This window comes from Nocardia sp. NPDC088792 (assembly GCF_044750615.1).
GTDB lineage: Bacteria > Actinomycetota > Actinomycetes > Mycobacteriales > Mycobacteriaceae > Nocardia.
The window spans coordinates 768819-786888 of sequence record NZ_JBIVKC010000002.1 but is presented as its reverse complement, the minus strand read 5'-3'; the positions used below and the strand labels follow the sequence as shown (position 1 = coordinate 786888).

The 18070-nt window shown below is 68.7% G+C and carries 16 protein-coding genes; 10 read left to right on the top strand and 6 right to left on the bottom strand.

All coding sequences use genetic code 11. The features are described 5' to 3' along the window. Window positions 1-49: 49 nt before the first annotated feature. The 3 genes from ACIP5Y_RS12865 to nudC all read left to right on the top strand — a co-directional run bounded on the left by ACIP5Y_RS12865 (window position 50) and on the right by nudC (window position 5757). On the top strand, window positions 50-3670 hold the full coding sequence (locus tag ACIP5Y_RS12865; RefSeq protein ID WP_400349940.1) for an ATP-dependent helicase: 3621 nt from the start codon (window positions 50-52) through the stop codon (window positions 3668-3670). Between the two features lie 99 nt (window positions 3671-3769). Next, a complete protein-coding gene (locus tag ACIP5Y_RS12860; protein ID WP_397008298.1) occupies window positions 3770-4828 on the top strand; it encodes a potassium channel family protein in 1059 nt (352 codons plus the stop codon). Between the two features lie 17 nt (window positions 4829-4845). Beyond that, entirely contained in the window at window positions 4846-5757 is a 912-nt protein-coding gene (nudC, locus tag ACIP5Y_RS12855; protein ID WP_400349939.1) for an NAD(+) diphosphatase, read from the top strand. 74 nt (window positions 5758-5831) lie between these two features. On the opposite strand, the gene ACIP5Y_RS12850 is transcribed toward nudC, so the two are convergent. Continuing rightward, window positions 5832-6083, bottom strand: a complete 252-nt coding sequence (locus ACIP5Y_RS12850) for a mycoredoxin (protein ID WP_400349938.1) — start codon at window positions 6081-6083, stop codon at window positions 5832-5834. Window positions 6084-6187: 104 nt separating this feature from the next. Here ACIP5Y_RS12850 and ACIP5Y_RS12845 point away from each other — a divergent pair, with 104 nt between their 5' ends. The 3 genes from ACIP5Y_RS12845 to ACIP5Y_RS12835 are packed head-to-tail and all read left to right on the top strand — an operon-like array spanning window position 6188 to window position 7280. Then, window positions 6188-6355, top strand: coding sequence for a hypothetical protein (locus ACIP5Y_RS12845; protein ID WP_400349937.1), 168 nt, complete (start codon window positions 6188-6190; stop codon window positions 6353-6355). Further along, entirely contained in the window at window positions 6352-6774 is a 423-nt protein-coding gene (locus ACIP5Y_RS12840; RefSeq protein ID WP_400349936.1) for an EVE domain-containing protein, read from the top strand. The genes ACIP5Y_RS12845 and ACIP5Y_RS12840 overlap by 4 nt, the downstream gene beginning before the upstream one ends. Continuing rightward, on the top strand, window positions 6771-7280 hold the full coding sequence (locus ACIP5Y_RS12835; protein ID WP_400349935.1) for a MarR family winged helix-turn-helix transcriptional regulator: 510 nt from the start codon (window positions 6771-6773) through the stop codon (window positions 7278-7280). The genes ACIP5Y_RS12840 and ACIP5Y_RS12835 overlap by 4 nt, the downstream gene beginning before the upstream one ends. Before the next feature lie 33 nt (window positions 7281-7313). Here ACIP5Y_RS12835 and ACIP5Y_RS12830 read toward each other — a convergent pair whose 3' ends face one another. Next, the gene (locus tag ACIP5Y_RS12830; RefSeq protein ID WP_400349934.1) at window positions 7314-8660 is read right to left on the bottom strand and encodes a low temperature requirement protein A; all 1347 of its coding nucleotides are present in this window, start codon (window positions 8658-8660) and stop codon (window positions 7314-7316) included. A 264-nt stretch (window positions 8661-8924) separates the two neighbouring features. Between ACIP5Y_RS12830 and ACIP5Y_RS12825 the strand changes: the two genes are divergently transcribed. From ACIP5Y_RS12825 to ACIP5Y_RS12815, 3 genes are all read left to right on the top strand, one after another. Further along, entirely contained in the window at window positions 8925-11078 is a 2154-nt protein-coding gene (locus ACIP5Y_RS12825) for an ATP-dependent DNA helicase UvrD2 (RefSeq protein ID WP_400351249.1), read from the top strand. 216 nt (window positions 11079-11294) lie between these two features. Continuing rightward, window positions 11295-11651, top strand: a complete 357-nt coding sequence (locus ACIP5Y_RS12820) for a hypothetical protein (RefSeq protein ID WP_400349933.1) — start codon at window positions 11295-11297, stop codon at window positions 11649-11651. Window positions 11652-11866: 215 nt separating this feature from the next. After that, entirely contained in the window at window positions 11867-12100 is a 234-nt protein-coding gene (locus tag ACIP5Y_RS12815; protein WP_397009142.1) for a WhiB family transcriptional regulator, read from the top strand. 174 nt (window positions 12101-12274) lie between these two features. Here ACIP5Y_RS12815 and ACIP5Y_RS12810 read toward each other — a convergent pair whose 3' ends face one another. From ACIP5Y_RS12810 to ACIP5Y_RS12800, 3 genes are all read right to left on the bottom strand, one after another. Next, window positions 12275-13663, bottom strand: a complete 1389-nt coding sequence (locus ACIP5Y_RS12810; RefSeq protein ID WP_400351248.1) for an ABC1 kinase family protein — start codon at window positions 13661-13663, stop codon at window positions 12275-12277. A 50-nt stretch (window positions 13664-13713) separates the two neighbouring features. Next, complete coding sequence (locus ACIP5Y_RS12805; protein WP_400349932.1) at window positions 13714-14604, bottom strand: TOMM precursor leader peptide-binding protein; 891 nt, start codon at window positions 14602-14604, stop codon at window positions 13714-13716. A 200-nt stretch (window positions 14605-14804) separates the two neighbouring features. Continuing rightward, entirely contained in the window at window positions 14805-16238 is a 1434-nt protein-coding gene (locus tag ACIP5Y_RS12800) for a zinc-dependent metalloprotease (RefSeq protein ID WP_400349931.1), read from the bottom strand. An 84-nt stretch (window positions 16239-16322) separates the two neighbouring features. Between ACIP5Y_RS12800 and ACIP5Y_RS12795 the strand changes: the two genes are divergently transcribed. Continuing rightward, the gene (locus ACIP5Y_RS12795) at window positions 16323-17348 is read left to right on the top strand and encodes a PDZ domain-containing protein (RefSeq protein WP_400349930.1); all 1026 of its coding nucleotides are present in this window, start codon (window positions 16323-16325) and stop codon (window positions 17346-17348) included. A gap of 75 nt (window positions 17349-17423) precedes the next feature. Here ACIP5Y_RS12795 and ACIP5Y_RS12790 read toward each other — a convergent pair whose 3' ends face one another. Next, entirely contained in the window at window positions 17424-18026 is a 603-nt protein-coding gene (locus tag ACIP5Y_RS12790) for a PPA1309 family protein (RefSeq protein ID WP_400349929.1), read from the bottom strand. Between the last annotated feature and the right edge of the window lie 44 nt (window positions 18027-18070).

Here is an 18070-nt window from a genome sequence, read left to right as displayed (position 1 = left end):
ACATCGCACCGAGCGCCGGGGTGTCATCCGCTGACCCGGTGTTGCGACGATGAGCACACGGATCACCCCGCAGCAGCTGGCGGAGGCGCTCGGTCTGCCGACTCCGACGGAGGAGCAGGCCGCGGTCATTGCCGCACCGCCGGGGCCCACCCTGGTGGTGGCGGGCGCGGGGGCGGGGAAGACGGAGACCATGGCCGCGCGGGTGGTGTGGATGGTGGCCAACGGTCTGGTCGAGCCGGAGCAGGTGCTGGGGCTGACGTTCACGCGGAAAGCGGCGCAGCAGTTGACGACTCGTATCCGGACGCGGCTGGCACGGCTGGCGGGTGCGCCGATCGTGCGGGATATCGATCCGACCGGGCGGTTGCGCGGGATCCTCAGCTCGTCGGAACCTGAGATCAGTACCTATCACTCGTATGCCGGTCGCCTGCTGGGCGAATACGGCCTGCTGCTGCCCGTCGAGCCGACCGCGACCCTGCTCACCCAGACCCAGCTGTGGCAGCTCGCCTACCGCGTCGTCTCCACCTGGGACGGCGACCTCGAGACCGACCGCACCCCCGTCTCCGTCACCGAGGCCGTCCTCGCCCTCTCCGGCCAGCTCGCCGAACACCTCGTCGAACCCCGCGACCTCACCGCCGCGCACCGCGAACTCGACCGCCTCGTGCACACCCTCCCCGCCGGTCCGAAACAGCGCGGCGGCCCCAAGAAAGCCCTCCTGGACATTCTCGAAACCCAGCACGAGCGAGTCTCCCTGCTGCCCTTGGTGAATCGCCTCGCCGAGGAACTCCGCCGCCGCGGCGCCCTCGACTTCGGCGCCCAGATGTCCCTCTCCGCCCGCCTCGCCGCCCTGCACCCCGAAGTCGGCACGGCGGAACGCACCCGCTTCCGCCTCGTCCTCCTCGACGAATATCAGGACACCGGCCACTCCCAGCGCATCCTCCTCTCCTCCCTCTTCGGCGCGGCGGCGCCGGCAACAGCAGAACCGGCGGAAAGCGTTGATGGTCAACAGCTTGCGGTGACCGCGGTGGGCGATCCCATGCAATCGATCTACGGCTGGCGCGGAGCATCGGCGGCGAACCTGCCGCGATTCGCCACCGATTTCCCCAGTGCGCCAGGGATTCCCGCCCCGATCCTGCCGCTGCTCACCAGCTGGCGGAACCCGCCGGAAGCCTTGGATCTGGCGAACCTGGTCGCGGATCCACTGCGGCTGCGGGCGGCACAGGGCGGTGGGGTGACGGTGGACGCCCTGCGGCCACGGCCGGATGCCACGCCAGGTGTGGTCGCCCTGGCACTCGCGGAAACCGTTGCCGAGGAACGGGATTGGATAGCCGAACGAATCGCCGCCGAATGGGAAGCGGCGGCCGACGAGGGAGATCCGCCACCCACCTCGGCGGTACTTGTGCGCCGCAATGCGGACGCCGCGCCGCTGGCGGAGGCCCTGCGCGAGCACGGACTGCCGGTGGAGATCGTCGGCCTCGGCGGACTGCTGCACACCCCCGAAGTCGCGGATATCGTTGCCACCCTGCGATTGATCGCCGACCCGTCCGCGGGCAGCGCCGCCGTGCGACTGCTCACCGGCGCGCGCTGGCGGCTCGGCGTCGCCGATATCGCCGCGTTGTCCCGCCGCGCTCGCGACCTGTCGATCTCGCGGCCCACCGGGCAGACCGCCGCCATCACCGACACCGCAACCCTGGACGAGGCTTTGCGCGAGGTCGCCCCCGAACCCGCCGAACGGGCGGGCCTGGGCGACGCCATCGCCGACCCCGGTAAGCCGGACCAATATTCGTACTCCGAACCGGGTTACACCCGCATAGTCGCCCTCGGCCGCGAACTGTCCGCCCTGCGTGAGCGCAGCGGTCAACTTCTCCCGGAACTCGTCGCCGATGTGGAACGCACCATCGGCGTCGGCGTGGAGACCCAGGCCCGCCGCGCCCTCGCCGCCGCGGGTCGCGAACACCTGGACGCCTTCGCCGACGTGGTCGCCGGCTACAGCGCCGACCACCGTTCCTCCCTCACCGGTCTGCTCGATTTCCTGTCCGCCGCAGAGGAAGTCGAGAACGGCCTGGAACCCGGCGAGGTGGAGGTGGCGCACGACCGCGTGCAGGTCCTCACCGTGCACGCCGCCAAGGGCCTGGAATGGGAGGTGGTCGCCGTCCCGCACGTCGTCGACGGCACCTTCCCCTCCGGCACCGGCACCACCACCTGGATGGGCGCCCTCGCCGAACTCCCGACCACCCTGCGCGGCGACCGTCAGCAGGACGACGCCACCGACGGCGTCCCCGTCCTCGACCTCGAAAACGTCTACGACCGCTCCGATCTGGAGCGTGCTCTCGATGAGCACAAGAAGGCCCTCGCCGCCCGCCGCATCGACGAGGAACGCCGCCTTTTCTACGTGGCCCTCACCCGCACCGAACGCGCCCTGTTCGTCTCCGCACACTGGTGGGCGGAGACCGGCTCGAAACCCAAGGGCCCCTCCGATTTCCTGCTCGACCTGAAACAGGCCGCCGAAATCCCGGGCTCCGCCCTGTCCCGCGGCGTCCGCATCGACCGCTGGGACGATCCGCCCCCGCCCGAAACCCCGAACCCCTTCACCGACAACCCGCAAACCGCCACCTGGCCCCGCGACCCGCTCGGCGCCCGTCGCGAATTCGTGGAAGAGGGCGCCGCCCTGGTGAATTCGGCGCTCGTCACCCTGCACGCCGAATCCCGGCCCCAGCAGATCGAATTCGACCTCGGACTCGGCGACCCGGAACCCGAGGACGACCCCGAAGTCGACGACGACCCCGAGGGCTGGGCCCAGGACGTCGACGCCCTCATCGCCGAACACCTCGCCGCCGAGCAAGCCGTGCGCGAGGTGGAGCTCCCCGGCCAATTGGCCGCCACCGCCCTGGTCGACCTGCGCGCCGATCCGGCGAAACTCGCTGCGCGCCTGCGCCGCCCGCTGCCCTACCCGCCCAGCGCGTACACCCGCCGCGGCACCGCCTTCCATGCCTGGCTGCAACGCTGGTTCGCCGGCACCCGACTGCTCGGCTTCGACGAACTTCCCGGCGCCGAGGATGCCGGCGACCGTGACGCGGAACTCGTCCGCCTGCAGGAGTCCTTCCTGGCCTCCCCGTGGGCCGACCGCAATCCGGTCGAAGTCGAGGTCTCCTTCGAAACCTCCCTCGCGGGCACCGTGATCCGCGGCCGCATGGACGCCGTCTTCCGCCGCCCCGACGGCGGCTGGGTCGTCGTCGACTGGAAGACCGGCGCCGAACCCACCGCCGCCGAAGAGGATTCCGTCGCCGTCCAGCTCGCCGTCTACCGGCTCGCCTGGGCGCGCCTGGAAGCCGCCCGCACGGGTGTCCCCGAGGCCGACATGCTCGACCGCGTCACCGCCGCCTTCCACTACGTCCGCACCGGCCGCACCATCGCCCCCGACCACGTCCCCGGTCCCGCCGAACTCGAGCACCTCATCCGCACCAATGCCCCCGCACGCGCCGAACCCACACCACCGCAACTTGATCCGGACGACGGCGCCGTACCCCCGACCGACGTGGAATCGCTGCGCTACGAGTCGCCCTACGAGGACGTGCCGCCGCCGGAGCACGAACCCCCGCCGGACAGCGACCCCCTCTTCGACCTGGAGCCCCCGCCCGATCCGGAATCTCTGCCCCCGGAGCCCATCCCATAGCCGCGACGCGCCCCGGTCGAACTCCTGAATCGGTGATTCGCCCGGTACGCTCCGGTCCTGTGCCGCAGCTGATGAACCCGAAACGGGCCGGTGATCCCCATGTTCGGTGACGCCTCGCGGGCTCTGGGCCGGCTCACCGAACGCCCCGACTTCGCGCTCGTCGGCATTCTGCGCGTCCCGACCGCGCAATCCAGCCCCTGGTGGGCCCTGGCCCGGCGGCTCGGCCTGGCGGTGTTCCTGCTGGCCTTCGCCACCCTGGTCGTCTACATCGGCCGCGACGGCTACCACGACAATGCGCGCGAGAAAATGGGCCTGCTCGACGCCGCCTATTACGCCACGGTGTCGCTCTCCACCACCGGCTACGGTGACATCACGCCCGTCACCGCCAGCGCTCGGCTCATCAATATCCTGGTCGTCACCCCGCTGCGCATCCTCTTCCTCATCGTGTTGGTCGGCACCACCCTGGCGGTGCTCACCGAACGATCCCGGCAGGCATTCAAGATTCAGCGATGGAGGCGTTCCGTGCGTAATCACACCGTGGTCGTCGGCTACGGCACCAAGGGCCGCACCGCCGTCGACGCCCTGCTCGGCGACGGCGTGCAACCCGCCGACATCGTGGTGGTCGACACCGATCCCGTGGTCCTGGAAACCGCCGCCAATGCCGGCCTGGTCACCGTGCACGGCTCGGCCACCCGCTCGGATGTGCTGCGGCTGGCCGGAGTTCAGCACGCCGCCGCCGTCGTGGTGGCCCCCAACCGCGACGACACCGCCGTCCTGGTCACCCTCACCGCACGCGAAATCAACCCCAAGGCAAGGATTTCCGCGTCCGTCCGCGAGGCCGAGAACACCCACCTGCTGCGGCAGTCCGGCGCCGACTCGGTGGTGGTCTCCTCCGAAACCGCGGGCCGCCTGCTCGGCATCGCCACCACCACCCCCGCCGTCGTCGACATGATCGAGGACCTGCTCACGCCCGAGGCCGGTTTCGCCATCTCGGAACGTGACGTCGAACCGGAGGAAGTCGGCGGCTCACCCCGCCACCTGCGCGATATCGTCCTCGGTGTGGTCCGCGACAAGGTCCTGATCCGGGTCGGCGACCCCGAAACCGACGCGCTCGAAACCGGCGACAAACTCCTCTACCTGAGGCGCGTTCAAAGCTGACGGTTAGTCTCGACCTTGTGTCAGAGTTTCAGCTGAATGCTGTCCCGGTCTTGTCCCGTTCCACTCTCGACCGCGCGGAAGACCTCCGCAGTGACGAACAGGCCCTCAAAGAGGGCTGGGCCCAAGCCAAACTGCTACGGATGAACAAGCGCGGCCAGGTCCGTATCGAGGACGGCAAGGTGGTGCTCGACGAGGCCGTGGCCCTGGGTTCCGCGCCCGCGCCGGAGACCGTCTTCCTCGGCGTCGACGGCGACACCCACCTGTGGGCGGTGCGCGACAACGACATCGAAGGCACGCTGACCGATCTGCGCGCCTACGGCAGCACCCTGGACCTCGACGACTTCGGCACCGGCCTGCTGTCCACCGCCATCGCCCTGCTGAACTGGCACGACAAGGCCCACTTCAGCGCCGGTGACGGCACCCCCACCACGATCACCAACGGCGGCTGGTCACGCACCAGTGAATCCGGGCACGAGGAATTCCCGCGCATCGACCCGGCCGTCATCGTCCTCATCCACGACGGCGGCGACCGCGTCCTGCTCGCTCGCCAGCACACCTGGCCGCAGGGCCTGTTCTCGATCCTGGCCGGTTTCGTGGAGGCGGGTGAATCGCTGGAACGCTGCGTCGAACGTGAAATGGCCGAGGAGGTCGGTGTCGAGGTCCGCGATATCCGCTACCTGGGCAGCCAGCCCTGGCCGTTCCCGCGTTCGCTCATGCTCGGCTTCACCGCGGTCGCCGATCCGGAGCAGCCGCTGACCTTCCACGACGGCGAGATCGCCGAGGCGGAGTGGTTCACCCGCGCCGAGGTGCGGCAGGCGCTGGCGGCGGGCGCGTGGGGGACCGGTGACGCGGCGGCCTCGCGCCTGCTGCTGCCGGGTTCCATCTCGATTGCCCGCACCATCGTCGAATCCTGGGCTGCCGCAAGCTGATCCGGCCCGCACAGCAAAAAGCCGCACATCCGGTGAAGAGAAGCCCGGGTGTGCGGCCTTTTTATTACGGAGGCTCAGCTGATGGCAGCGAGCGCTTCCTTGACCTGGACGAGGGTGGGGTTGGTGGCGGTGGAACCGTCGCGGTACTTGACCGTCGGAACGACATGGTTGCCGTTGTTCACGCTGCCGACGAACTCTGCGGCGTCGGGATGGTCCTCGATATCGATGATCTCGTAGGTGATACCGGCTTCGTCCAGCTGCTTCTTCAGCCGACGGCAGTAGCCGCACCAGGTCGTCGAGTACATGGTCAGGTCCGTTGCAGTCACGGATCGTGCAACGCCGGCCCCATGACTCCTGTTCCCTGGGAGTGAGCCCGGTCATAGCGGGCGGGGGATTGACGAAGATTTAGTATGCGCGCATACTATTCTGCATGACGCAGATCGCCGAAGCCGCCGACCGCACCACCGTCACCGTCCGCATCACCATCGACGGCCCGCTCGGCTGGTTCTGGACCAAGGTGCTCGGCGGCGACCTCGCCAAATCCGTCGGCGCCGACCTGAACGCGCTCGTCGCCGCCGCCGAGGGGGCGCGGGCATGACCCGGTACTGGCTGGCCGTCGTCTCCCGCGACCACGTACAACGCGGTGTCGAACAAGGCATCGCCCAGGCCAACCACGGCAAACGCGCACCCGTCGAACGCATGAGTCCCGGCGACGGATTCGTCTACTACTCACCCCGCACCGGCATGCGCGAAGGCGAACCCGTGCGGGCCTTCACCGCCCTCGGCACCATCGACGACGTCCCGGTCTGGCAGGCCGAAGACCAGGGCGGCTGCTTCCGCCCCTGGCGGCGCCGGGTCAGCTACGACAAGACCGCACGCCAGACCCCCATCGCGGAACTGCAGACCGAACTCGACCTGACCAGCACACCGAACTGGGGCATCGTCCTCCGCCGGGGTCTGGTCGAACTCACCGCCCACGATTTCGACCTCATCTCCCGCGCTATGGTCGGGCGGTGACGGCGCACGGTGGCAGCACGCCCAGCAAGCTCGCGGACTCGCAGGCCGGAACCAACGGCCTGCACACCGAATTCGGTGACGCCGACGAAAGTCCGGGACTCGTGCTCTGGCAGGTGACCAACCGATGGCAGGCCGCCCAGCGGGCGGCCCTCGCACCCTTCGACCTCACCCACGTCCAGTTCGTGCTGCTGGCCTCGCTCACCTGGCTCACCGCAGGCTCCGGCGGCGACCCGGTCATGCAGCGCGACCTCGCCACCCACGCCGCCACCGATCCCATGATGACCTCCCAGGTCCTGCGCGCCCTCGAACAGAAGGGCCTCATCGAACGCCGCGACCACCCGACCGACCGCCGCGCCAAATCCCTGGTACCCACCGAATCCGGTGCGGCCCTGGTCAATCGCGCCATTGTCGCCGTCGAAGCCTGCGATAACGACTTCTTCGCCCCGCTGGCCGACCGCACCCCGCAGTTCACCGCGGCATTGCGCCGCCTCCGGGACGGCACCTGAGCGGTCCCGGATTCGATTCCAGGGCAGGTTATTTCAGGTCGTGGCAGTGTCGGCCCGACGACGACGACGGCGGCGGGGGCGGGCGGGGCCGGAACCGGTGCGCCACTTGCCCGCCTTCCAGGTTTCCCAGAGCAGGGACCAGACCACCAGGACCGCGATCGCGCAGATCAGCGGCAGCGCGGTGAGGTGGGCGGCGAAGGCGCCGAGCAGGATCGAGACGATGGCGCACGGGATCGGCCAGGCCAGCATGCCCCGCCGGCCGGATCCGCTGCGCGCGCCGGTGATCGCGACCGTCGTGAAATAGGCTGCGGCGCCACCACACAACGCCCAGCCGATACCGGTGGTCAGATGGGTGCCCGCGTGATCGATGGCCAGGCCCAGCCCGGCGGCGAGCGTGGCCAGCGCACCGGTGACGGCGCAGTGCCCGAGCATGATGTGCTGCCACGGTTCACTCAGCTCAGGCGCGGTGGTCAGGCGTGGGATGGTGCCGTAGAGCAGGGTGAGCGCCCACAACCCGGCGAGGATCACGAAGGCCGCGAAGCCGAGGCTCAGCACCGTGACATTCCATTTCACCCCACCCACCTCGTCGACGACCGTGATGACGCCCTCACCGAGCACGATGATCACGTAGAGCCCCAGCCGTTCCCCGAGATGCGCCGGATCGGCATGCAGGGCAACGAGTTCCGGCATGCGGTCGCCGTCGAACCCGGGTGCGGCGGCCATCTTCCGCAGGCGCCGATCGTATTCGCGCCGGATGGTCGCGAACATCTTCTCGCCGCTGACCGCGAACATGGCCCACAGATCGATCACCAGACCCGCAGCCCACCACCAGTACTTCGCCGGTTCCGCCACCCACAACGAGACCACCCACGGAGTCACCCCGATCGACAGCTGCGCGGTCGGCCAATCCACCACCACCCGCCCGCGCCCCCACACCTGCGCCGACCCCATCCGCACGATCACATACACGGCCGCGAACGTGGTCGCATGCCGATCCGGTAGCCCCGCCACCGCCGCCACCATCAACCCCAGCCCCAGCATGGCGGCCATCATCAGCCACACCCGCGTGTGATCGCGGGCGATATTGCCGTACATCGTGATACACGCCCACACCATCCAGAACGCCAGGTAGAGCACCACATACAACCCGAAATCCCCCAGCGAGGGCCCACGGTGCAGCAAATGCGTCAGTTGCCCGATACCCGCGACCGCCACCAGATCGAAGAACAACTCCATCCAGCTGGCATGCCGTTCCCCGGGCGCCGCGTTATCGCTCTCGCCTGCCGCGGCAGCACCGCCGACCTCGCCCGGCGCGGTCCTGCCCGTCCCGCCGAACGCCGCATCATCCGCCGCACCGACCGCGTCCATCTCCTTCGCCACGACGGCACGCTAACCCGCCCCGGTGCGGAATGCGCGGACCCCGCGCCCCGGCCCTTCTTTCCGCGTGCACGCATCGTCTGCGCGCCGGCCGGATCCCGGTGATCCGCGGGGTACATCCGGCGATCACGCGGGTGATACCCGGCGATCGTGTGAGCGAGATCCGGCGATCATGCGGGCGGTGAGCGGGCCGACCCGGCCGGGATCGGGTGAATTCGGCGGTGGATCGCGTGATGCGCGGGGGATGTGTCGGACGGCGCTGTCATGATGGAGCGCGTGACTGCCGCGCCGACACAGCCGAAGCTCGCGCTCGACGAACTCGATGCCGAGCAGGCCGCGGCCGTGCGCGCACCGCGGGGACCGGTCTGTGTGCTGGCGGGGGCCGGGACCGGGAAGACGCGGACCATTACGCATCGGATCGCGCATCTGGTGGCGTCGGGGCATGTGCGGGCGGATCAGGTGCTGGCGGTGACCTTCACCGCGCGAGCGGCGGGGGAGCTGCGGAACCGGTTGCGGGCGCTCGGGCTCGGGGGTGAGGCGGGTCAGGTGCAGGCCCGCACCTTCCACGCGGCGGCGCTGCGGCAGCTGCGCTATTTCTGGCCGCAGGTCGTGGGCGATGTGCCGTGGAAGCTGCTGGACAGCAAGTTCCCCATCGTGGCCCAGGCCGCCGGCCGCGCGGGCCTGTCCACCGACACCGACAGCCTGCGCGACCTGTCCAGCGAAATCGAGTGGGCCAAGGCCTCGCTCATCGCCCCCGAGGACTATGCGGGCGAGGTGGCCCGCCTGCATCGTGACGCCCCGTACGACGCGAAGAAGGTCGCCACCGTCTACACCTATTACGAGGCGCTCAAGAACACCCCCGACGGCCTGCTGCTCGACTTCGACGATCTGCTGCTGCACACCGCCGCCGCGCTGGAGGACTATCCGTCCGTCGCCGAGGAATTCCGCGGCCGCTACCGCAGCTTCGTGGTCGACGAATACCAGGACGTCACGCCGCTGCAGCAGCGCGTGCTGGATGCCTGGCTCGGCGATCGGGACGATCTCACCGTGGTCGGCGACGCCAACCAGACCATCTACTCGTTCACCGGCGCCAGCCCGGCCGCCCTGCTCGACTTCTCCCGCCGCTTCCCCGAGGCCACGGTGATCCGGCTGGAACGCGACTACCGCTCCAGCCCGCAGGTGGTCTCCCTGGCCAACCGGGTGATCGGCGCGGCCCGCGGCCGCATCGCGGGCACCCGCCTGCAACTGATCGGCCAGCGCCCCGACGGCCCCGAACCCGGCTTCGCCGAATACGACGACGAACCCGCCGAGGCCGCCGCCACCGCGCGCAAGATCGCGAAACTGCTCGAAAAGGGCGTTCCCGCAGCGGAAATCGCGATCCTCTACCGCATCAACGCCCAATCCGAGGTCTACGAACAGGCTTTGACCGAGGCCGGCATCCCGTACCAGGTGCGCGGCGGTGAAGGCTTCTTCAACCGTCCCGAGGTGCGGCAGGCGGTACAGGCGCTGCGGCAGGCCGCCAATCGCGACGACCTGCCCGATGCCCGCGGCGCGGATCTGGTGACGCTGGTGCGCGCCGCGCTGGCCAAGGTCGGCCTGACCAAGGAGGAACCGGTCGGCGCGCAGGCCCGCGAGCGCTGGTCCTCGCTCATGGCGCTGGTCCAGCTCACCGAGGAACTCACCGCGCACGACGAGGAGCTCGACCTGAGCGGCCTGCTGCGCGAACTGGCCGCCCGCTCCGAGGCCCGGCACCCACCCACCGTGCAGGGCGTCACCCTCGCCTCCCTGCACGCCGCCAAGGGCCTGGAATGGGACGCCGTATTCCTGGTCGGCCTGGCCGACGGCACCCTCCCCATCCAGCACGTCCTCGGCCCCGACTCCACGGTCTCCGACGAGGCCGCCCTGGAAGAGGAACGCCGCCTCCTCTACGTCGGCGTCACCCGCCCCCGCGAACACCTCCAATTGTCCTGGGCCCTGGCCCGTTCCGAGGGCGGGCGCAAAGTGCGCCGCCGCTCCCGATTCCTGGTCGGCCTGGTCCCGGACGATTCGCCCGCCTCGCGCATAGCGCCGCACACCACCGCCACGCGCGGCCCCAAACGCGTGCACCCCACCTGCCGCGTCTGCGGCCGCCCGCTGCTGAACACCACCGCGACCATGCTCGGCCGCTGCTCCCGCTGCCCCGCGGACATCGATCAGGAACTCCTGACTGCTCTCAAGGATTGGCGCAAGGAGAAGTCGGAGGCGCTCTCGCTCCCGCACTTCGTGATCTTCAGCGACACCACCCTGACGGCCATCGCCGAGCAACGCCCGTCCGATGATCGCGCCTTGGTCGCCATTCCGGGCATCGGTGCGAAGAAGCTCCAAACCTACGGCGCCGACGTCCTGGCGATCGTCCGCTCCCGGGCGCGGGCCGAGGGATGAATCGTCCTTCTGCCCCCGTTCGAGTCTCGCCGCCGAAGGCGGCGGGACTCGAGAGTTCACGAGAGTTCGGGTGTGTGCAAGCCCCCAAAAGCGCAGGTCAAAAAATAGTTGTGCGCATCCGTATATATACCTAGTGTGGTTCGCATGCACCCGGGAGTTCGTCCCGGCGCGCACGGTAACTGATAGCAACGAGTGATGGAAGGGAGGCAGATTTCGATGAACAACATCTTGAACGTCAACGCAACCGGCATGCATGCCGGCGATCTGGCGATGGCATCTGTTGTGTCCGTCATTTCGGCCTCCCGGGGGATCCTCGCGCAGGGGATTCGTGTGTCCAGTGGAAGCGATCTCGGTCTTCAGGGTTTTGCAACCAAAGCCCAAGCGGTCGAGCAGATCGTGATCAAGCAGGACAAGCCCATGGGCGCGTGGCACCCGGCAGCCGTGTATGCGGCCACCGGCGCCGTCGTCATCGAAGCCGGTGTCAACCCGGCCGATACGCAGGCCTTCCGCCTCCGCCCGAACACCCACCCAGCGACCGTGATCAGGAGTCGACACCGAAGTCGACTCAGGTAGGGACTCAATCCCAGCCTCCTGGCCACGGATCGCGACAGACGCGAAACCGTGGCCATAGTTTTATCGGCCTCCAGCCACCGGCACCGGTTTCGCGGAAGAACGAACAACCGCTGCACGAGCTGAAGGAGAACGACGTGTCCACCACGGTTATCCGTGAACGAGTGACATGCCGCAATACCGTGGCCACGACTACCCGGGTGCGCCGGGGTGTCACGATGACCCTGCCCTGCCGGGCCGGTAACCCCGACCTGTGGTTCGCCGAGAACCCCGCCCAGCTGGAAGAGGCGAAGACGCTGTGCGCCTCCTGCCCGATCCGGAAGGGGTGCTTGACGGCCGCGCTGGATCGTGGTGAGCCCTGGGGTGTCTGGGGCGGGGAGATCTTCGACCAGGGTGTCGTGATCGCCCGCAAGCGGCCTCGTGGCCGCCCGCGCAAGGTCGCGGTGGCATGAGCGAGCGCAGCGAGCGGACAAAGGGCACAGCCACCAGGGTGGTTATGCCGGAGTCGAGCGCTAGCGAGGCGGAGGCATGACCACCCTCATCGACGGGGGAGTTGAACGCATACGACCCGCTTACCGGATGGTAAGCGGGTCGTTTTGCGTCTGGGGAGTGAGCCGGTGGTGCAGTCAGCTTGCGGCGCGGCGGGTTTCGGCGTAACCGGGGACCCAGTCGTTCATCAGTTTCATGAAGGGGACCTCGGCATCGAGCTGCGCGCAGATGCCCACGGAACCGCCGAGCACGCGGAAGATCATGACGTGCTCGGCCGGAAGTTGCATGGCCCGAGCGGTTTTCATCATGTCCTGGTTGGTGATGTCGGTGGCCTTGCCCGCGACCCGCTGCATCCACTTGCGGGTGAAGTGGAAGGTCTCGGTCTTGATGGGGTCGGTGAACGGCCGCAGGTAGTCCTGAATCTCCTGATGGGTCAGGATCTTCCCGGGAATCACCCAGCCATTGTCGTGCAGCAGCTGGGTCAGCTCGTCGTAGCGGCCGTCGACCTCCAGCGCCACCATCTCCCCGAGGATGGGCGGAAAACCATTGGGCAGCGGTGCGCACGCGCCGTAGTCGATGACGGCGAGACGGCCGTCCGCCAGCATCATGAAGTTGCCCGGATGCGGATCGGCGTGCAGCAGACCGGCGATCGATGGTGAGCTGAAATGGAATTCACCCAGCAGCCCGGCGACCCGGTTGCGCAGTTCGCGGGTGCCCTCCGGATCCTCGTTGCCGCGCTGGATGATCTGCGCGACCGAGCTGGCGCTGTCCAGCCATTCGGTGACGATCACCTTGGGCGCGCTGGCCACCACCTTGGGCACCACGAACCGCGGGTGACCGTCGAACGCCTTCGCGAACTGGCGCTGGTAGCCGGCCTCGATCCGGTAGTCGAGTTCTTCCTCGGTGCGCTCGGAGATCTCGGCCAGGACGGGTTTGACGTCGGCGCCCGGAATCAGCGCGCCGATCATGCTCGCCATGCGGTTGAGGGTCTTCAGATCCGCGCGCAGCGCCTCATCGGCGCCCGGGTACTGCACCTTCACCGCGACCACGCGGCCATCGGCCCATACCGCCTTGTGCACCTGACCGATGCTGGCCGAGGCGGTGGGAGTGTCGTCGAACTCCTGGAAGCGCTGGCGCCATGCGGTTCCCAGTTGCTGGTCGAGCTGGCGGTGGACGGCGGCGGCCGGCATGGGCGGCGCCGCGGCCTGCAATTTGGTGAGGGCCTCGCGGTAGTGCTCGCCGAATTCCTCGGGCACCGCGGCTTCCATCACGGACAGCGCCTGACCGAATTTCATGGCGCCGCCCTTGAGTTCGCCGAGGACGGCGAAGAGCTGCTCGGCGGCCTTCTGGTTCAGTTCGGCGTTGATTTCCTGTTTGTCTCCCCCGGCAAGTTTGCGGCCGAATCCCACGGCCGCCCGCCCTGCGATGCCGAGTGGGATCTTGGCCAGCTTGGCATTGCGGGAAGAGCGCTTGCTCACAATCTCTGACACGTTCCCATCATGCCGATGTCCCAGACGGTGCGCCATGGGAATTGCCCGTTCTTTCGGGTCGCGAAGGATAGTGGTTTCCATCACAGTCATTCCTTTTCGGCGTCATCGGCGCCGCCACCTGCGCGGCAACCGCAATCCGGATGCGGCAGCCACCGTCGCCGATCGATGTGCGGGGATTCGAAATCCACCTCCAGCGTGGCATTCAGCGTGGCCGGTGGATTACCGGGCTCGCCGCGGGAAATGATCTCGATTTCCTTGAGCGCCAAGGCCGCTGCCCCCGCGATGCCCGCCGGCGAGGCATAGCCCACCCGGCCCAGCAGTTGCGCCGCGAGATGCGTCCACTCCGGGTCGCGGTCCAGCCGGTGCAGGTCGGCGCAGTGCAGGCAACTGGACTCGCCGGGGAGCACCAGCGGCCCGACGATGCCGCGCCCATCACGCATCCGCACCTGCAGATGCGGAATGCGCCGGCGCATGAGATCGGCCACCAGCCCGGGATCGGGCACCAGAGTGTCCGAGAGGACCAGCAGATCGGGCCGCTCGGTCTCCTCCGACGGTGAGCCGATGCGATCGACCTCGGCGAGGTCCCGCTCGCGGGAATGACTGGGCCGCAACCCGATCCGCCGTACCCCCGCCAGCAGCGCGTCCGAGAGCGGTCCCCGCCCGTGTACCCGCACCGTGCGCAGTCGCGAGCGCGGCTGCTCGGCCAGCAGCAGCCCGGCTGCCGCCATCTGCCGCAGCAGCGACTCCGTGGTATCGGCGGCGAAGCCGAGTTCCCTGGCCTGACAGACGATCTGCTGCCGGGTACGAACACCGTCGAGCAGCCGCAGTAGCGCCGGCACCGCCTCCACCGGCCCGGGCGGTTGCACCAGCACCGCGCGCTCGGGATCCCAGCCGAGCTGTACGGCGCCGTTCGGCCGGATCAGTACGGTGATGCGGGGATGCAGCAGAGGTCCGTGGGTACGCGTGAGCGTGGTCATGCCGCCAGTGTGCGCGCCACCGAAGCAGCGAAAACCCGCGGAAACGCATGATGATCAGCGCTTTCGCGGGTTATCCACAAGTCGGCGAAAGGGTCTTGCCCACTGCGTGGGCCTGTGGAAAAGGCCGGGATCGGTGGGGCCTGCCGGATCCGGCTCGAAAGTCGGGGCGCCGCCCGGACTTTCGGCCCCGAATTCCGGGATCAGGCCGACGGGTTGCCCTCGCCCTTGTCGTTGCCTTCGCCCTTGTCCTCGCCGCTCGGTGCGGCCGGGCCGCCCTGCTGAGCTTCCTTCTCGGCCTGCTCCCGCGCCACGGTATCGGCCAGCTGCTGCAGCGGGTCGTCGAAAACCGCTGTGCCGCCGCCGATCACCGAATCGATGAAGCCGGCCGGGGAGTCCAGATCGGCGGAGTCGGGCAGCAGGTCCGGGTGCGCCCATACGCCGTCGCGCCGTTCCACGCCCACATCGGTGGTGAGCCGCCGCCACAGCGCCGCCGCCTCACGCACCTTGCGCGGCCGCAGTTCCAGGCCGACCAGGGTCGCGAAGGTCTGCTCGGCCGGGCCGCCGGTGGCCCGGCGCCGGCGCAGTGTCTCGGCCAGTGCGCCCGCACCCGGCAGGCGGTCGCCCACCGCATCGGTCACCACGGTCTCCACCCAGCCCTCGATCAGCGCGAGCAGGGTTTCCAGCCGGTCCAGCGCGGCCTGCTGCTCCGGCGTGGTCTGCGGTTCGAAGGTGCCCTGCGAGAGCAGCTCTTCCAGCTTCGACGGATCGGAGGCCAGCTGCATCGGGTCGAGGTTCTGCGCGGCCTCCTCGATGGCCGAGAAATCCATCTTGATCCCGCGCGCGTAATCCTCGACCGCGCCCAGCACCTGCTGACGCAGCCACGGCACGTGCGCGAACAGCCGCTGATGCGCGGCCTCACGCGCGGCCAGGTAGACCAGGATCTCGCTTTCCGGCTGTTCGAGCCCGGCACTGAATTCCGAGATGGCGGCCGGCAGCAGCGCCGCGGTCCCGGCCGGACCCAGCGGCAGGCCGATATCGGTGGAGGTCAGCACCTCCTTGGCGAGCTGCCCCAGCGCCTGCCCGAGCTGCGAGCCGAAGGCGAGGCCGCCCATCTGGCCGAGCATGCCCATCATGGGTGCGGCGAATTCGCGCGCCTCGGCGGGCAGGGTCGCGGTCCACATGCCCGAAACCTGTTCGGCCACCGGATCACACAGCCGCTTCCAGGTCGGCAGCGTCTCCTCGATCCAGTCGTTGGCGGTCCACGCCGTGGTCTTGGTGGCGCCGGCCGGGAAGGTGGTGGCCTCGTCCAGCCACAGTTCCGCCAGGTGCGCCGAATCGGCGACCGCGCGGTGCGCACCGGAGGACACCGGCGTGACGCCGGCCCCGAGTTGCTGGCGGGCCAGTCGCTTGGCGATGTCGTAATTGACAGGTCCGGATTGCGTGCCCGGCTGTCCGATGCTGGAGAACATGGCGCCCAGCTGGGTCAGCATCTGACCGAGCTGGGACGGATCGAATCCGCCGCCCGGACCGCCGAGCCCGAACGGGTTGTTCGCACCAGAACCGCTGGATTCGTCCCCGGGCTTGCGCTCCGGGTCGTCATCGCGATTCGAGAATCCGAACGGGAAGTCAGTCATACAACTACGGTACTTGAGCCGCGAACGCCGCGAACCGGCGAGCGGAGCGCGGCAATGGCCACGGTGACCAGTACCCTTGGCCGCGTGAACCGTCGGATATTCACCCTGCTCGCCGCGCTCGTTCCCATTCTGGTGCTGGGGGTCGTGGGTAGCGTCGTCACCGTCCCCTTCGTGGCGCTCGGACCTGGGCCGACGTTCAATACGCTGGGGCAGGTGGACGGTCAGCAGGTGGTCGATGTACAGGGCGTGCCCGTCGATCCGACCACCGGCAATCTCAATATGACGACGGTGTCGGTTCGCGATCAGCTGAACATTTTCGAGGCGCTCGGCCTGTGGATAGACGGCCAACACGGTTTGGTGCCGCGCGCCGAGGTGTATCCGCCGGGCGTCTCACGTGACGAAGTAGACAAATCCAACCAGCAGCAGTTCAAGGATTCCGAGGACGACGCGGAATTGGCGGCGCTGCATTATCTGAAGCTGCCGACCGTGGTCCGGCTCGCCGATGTCTCCGACAACGGGCCGTCGAAAGATGTGCTGCACAAGGGCGATGTATTGCTCGACGTCGCCGGCAAACCCATCACCACGGCTCAGGATGTGGTGAATGCGGTGTCCTCGGCCAAGCCGGGCTCGCCGATTCCGGTGGTCTTCAAACGCGACAATGCCGAGCAGACCGCGGAGATCACCCTCGGCGCGCGACCCGATGATTCGAACAAGGGTTATCTGGGCATCACGCCGGGTGAGGTCGCGGCCGGGCCCATCAAGGTCGATTTCAATCTGGCCCGTATCGGCGGTCCGTCGGCGGGCCTGATGTTCACGCTGGCCGTGATCGACAAGGTCACCCCCGACGATCTGAGCAACGGCAAGTTCGTGGCCGGTACCGGCACCATCGATCCGGACGGCAAGGTCGGCCCGATCGGCGGCATCCAGTACAAGATGATCGCCGCCCGGGACGCGGGCGCGGAGACCTTCCTGGTCCCCGCCGACAACTGCAACGAGGCCGCCCAGCGCACCCCGTCGGGCCTGCGCCTGGTGAAGGTCGAGAACCTGGCCGGCGCGGTGCAGGCGCTGCAGGATCTCAAGGCCGGTAAGTCCGCCCCGAGCTGCAGCTGACCCGATTCACATTCGCGCCCACTGTCTTCGAGACAGTGGGCGCGAGTGTGTGGTGGGCTCAGTCGATTTCGAGACTCAGTCGGTTTCGTTCTCGAGGGTGTTCCGCAGGGCCTCGACCAGGTTGGTGGCGAGGTCGGGCGCGGTGCGCAGTTCGAGGTCGGCGAAGGGATCTTCGTCGTCCGCGGACGGGCGGACCTGGATCAGCGATAGCGAGGTGCCGTCGCGGAGCACGCCGACGAACAGGCGGGCCTCGCGCCGCTCCGGATGCGAGACCGCGGCGCGGCGGCCCGCGCGGTCGGCGGCGTCGCGATCGGCGAGCAGGGGAGCGATGGCCTCGTCGAGGGTCTGTTCGGCATCGGGCGGCAGCACCACGATCTGCTGTACGAGAACGCATCCCTCGACCGCGGACGGCCAGCTGGTGGTGCCGAGGAATTCGTCGAGGGCCATGGCGTCGGCCTCGCCCATGATGTCTTCCGGAAACGGTTCCTGCGCAATGGGAGTGAGCGCGTTCTCCTGGTCCAGCTGATCCAGTAGCGAGGGCTCGGCGGCGACCAGGTCCACGGTCGGTACCAGCGCGAACATCTGCGGCGGGCGGTCCCAGCCCTCGCCGTCGACGTATTCAGCGACTTCGCGGATGCACCGGTACAGGGCCGACGCTGCCCACTGCTCTGGATTCACCCCGCAATCCTCGCATCGCGGCTACTTTGTCCCGATCGAGGGGC

Bases quoted from the DNA above. Each gene is read 5' to 3' on its own strand.
- ACIP5Y_RS12805 (WP_400349932.1), bottom strand. From the start codon at position 14,604: ATGACCACGCTCACGCGTACCCACGGACCTCTGCTGCATCCCCGCATC.
- ACIP5Y_RS12840 (WP_400349936.1), top strand. From the start codon at position 6,352: ATGACCCGGTACTGGCTGGCCGTCGTCTCCCGCGACCACGTACAACGC.
- ACIP5Y_RS12800 (WP_400349931.1), bottom strand. From the start codon at position 16,238: ATGACTGACTTCCCGTTCGGATTCTCGAATCGCGATGACGACCCGGAG.
- ACIP5Y_RS12810 (WP_400351248.1), bottom strand. From the start codon at position 13,663: ATGGCGCACCGTCTGGGACATCGGCATGATGGGAACGTGTCAGAGATT.
- ACIP5Y_RS12860 (WP_397008298.1), top strand. From the start codon at position 3,770: ATGTTCGGTGACGCCTCGCGGGCTCTGGGCCGGCTCACCGAACGCCCC.
- ACIP5Y_RS12820 (WP_400349933.1), top strand. From the start codon at position 11,295: ATGAACAACATCTTGAACGTCAACGCAACCGGCATGCATGCCGGCGAT.
- ACIP5Y_RS12815 (WP_397009142.1), top strand. From the start codon at position 11,867: ATGACCCTGCCCTGCCGGGCCGGTAACCCCGACCTGTGGTTCGCCGAG.
- ACIP5Y_RS12865 (WP_400349940.1), top strand. From the start codon at position 50: ATGAGCACACGGATCACCCCGCAGCAGCTGGCGGAGGCGCTCGGTCTG.
- ACIP5Y_RS12825 (WP_400351249.1), top strand. From the start codon at position 8,925: ATGGAGCGCGTGACTGCCGCGCCGACACAGCCGAAGCTCGCGCTCGAC.
- ACIP5Y_RS12845 (WP_400349937.1), top strand. From the start codon at position 6,188: ATGACGCAGATCGCCGAAGCCGCCGACCGCACCACCGTCACCGTCCGC.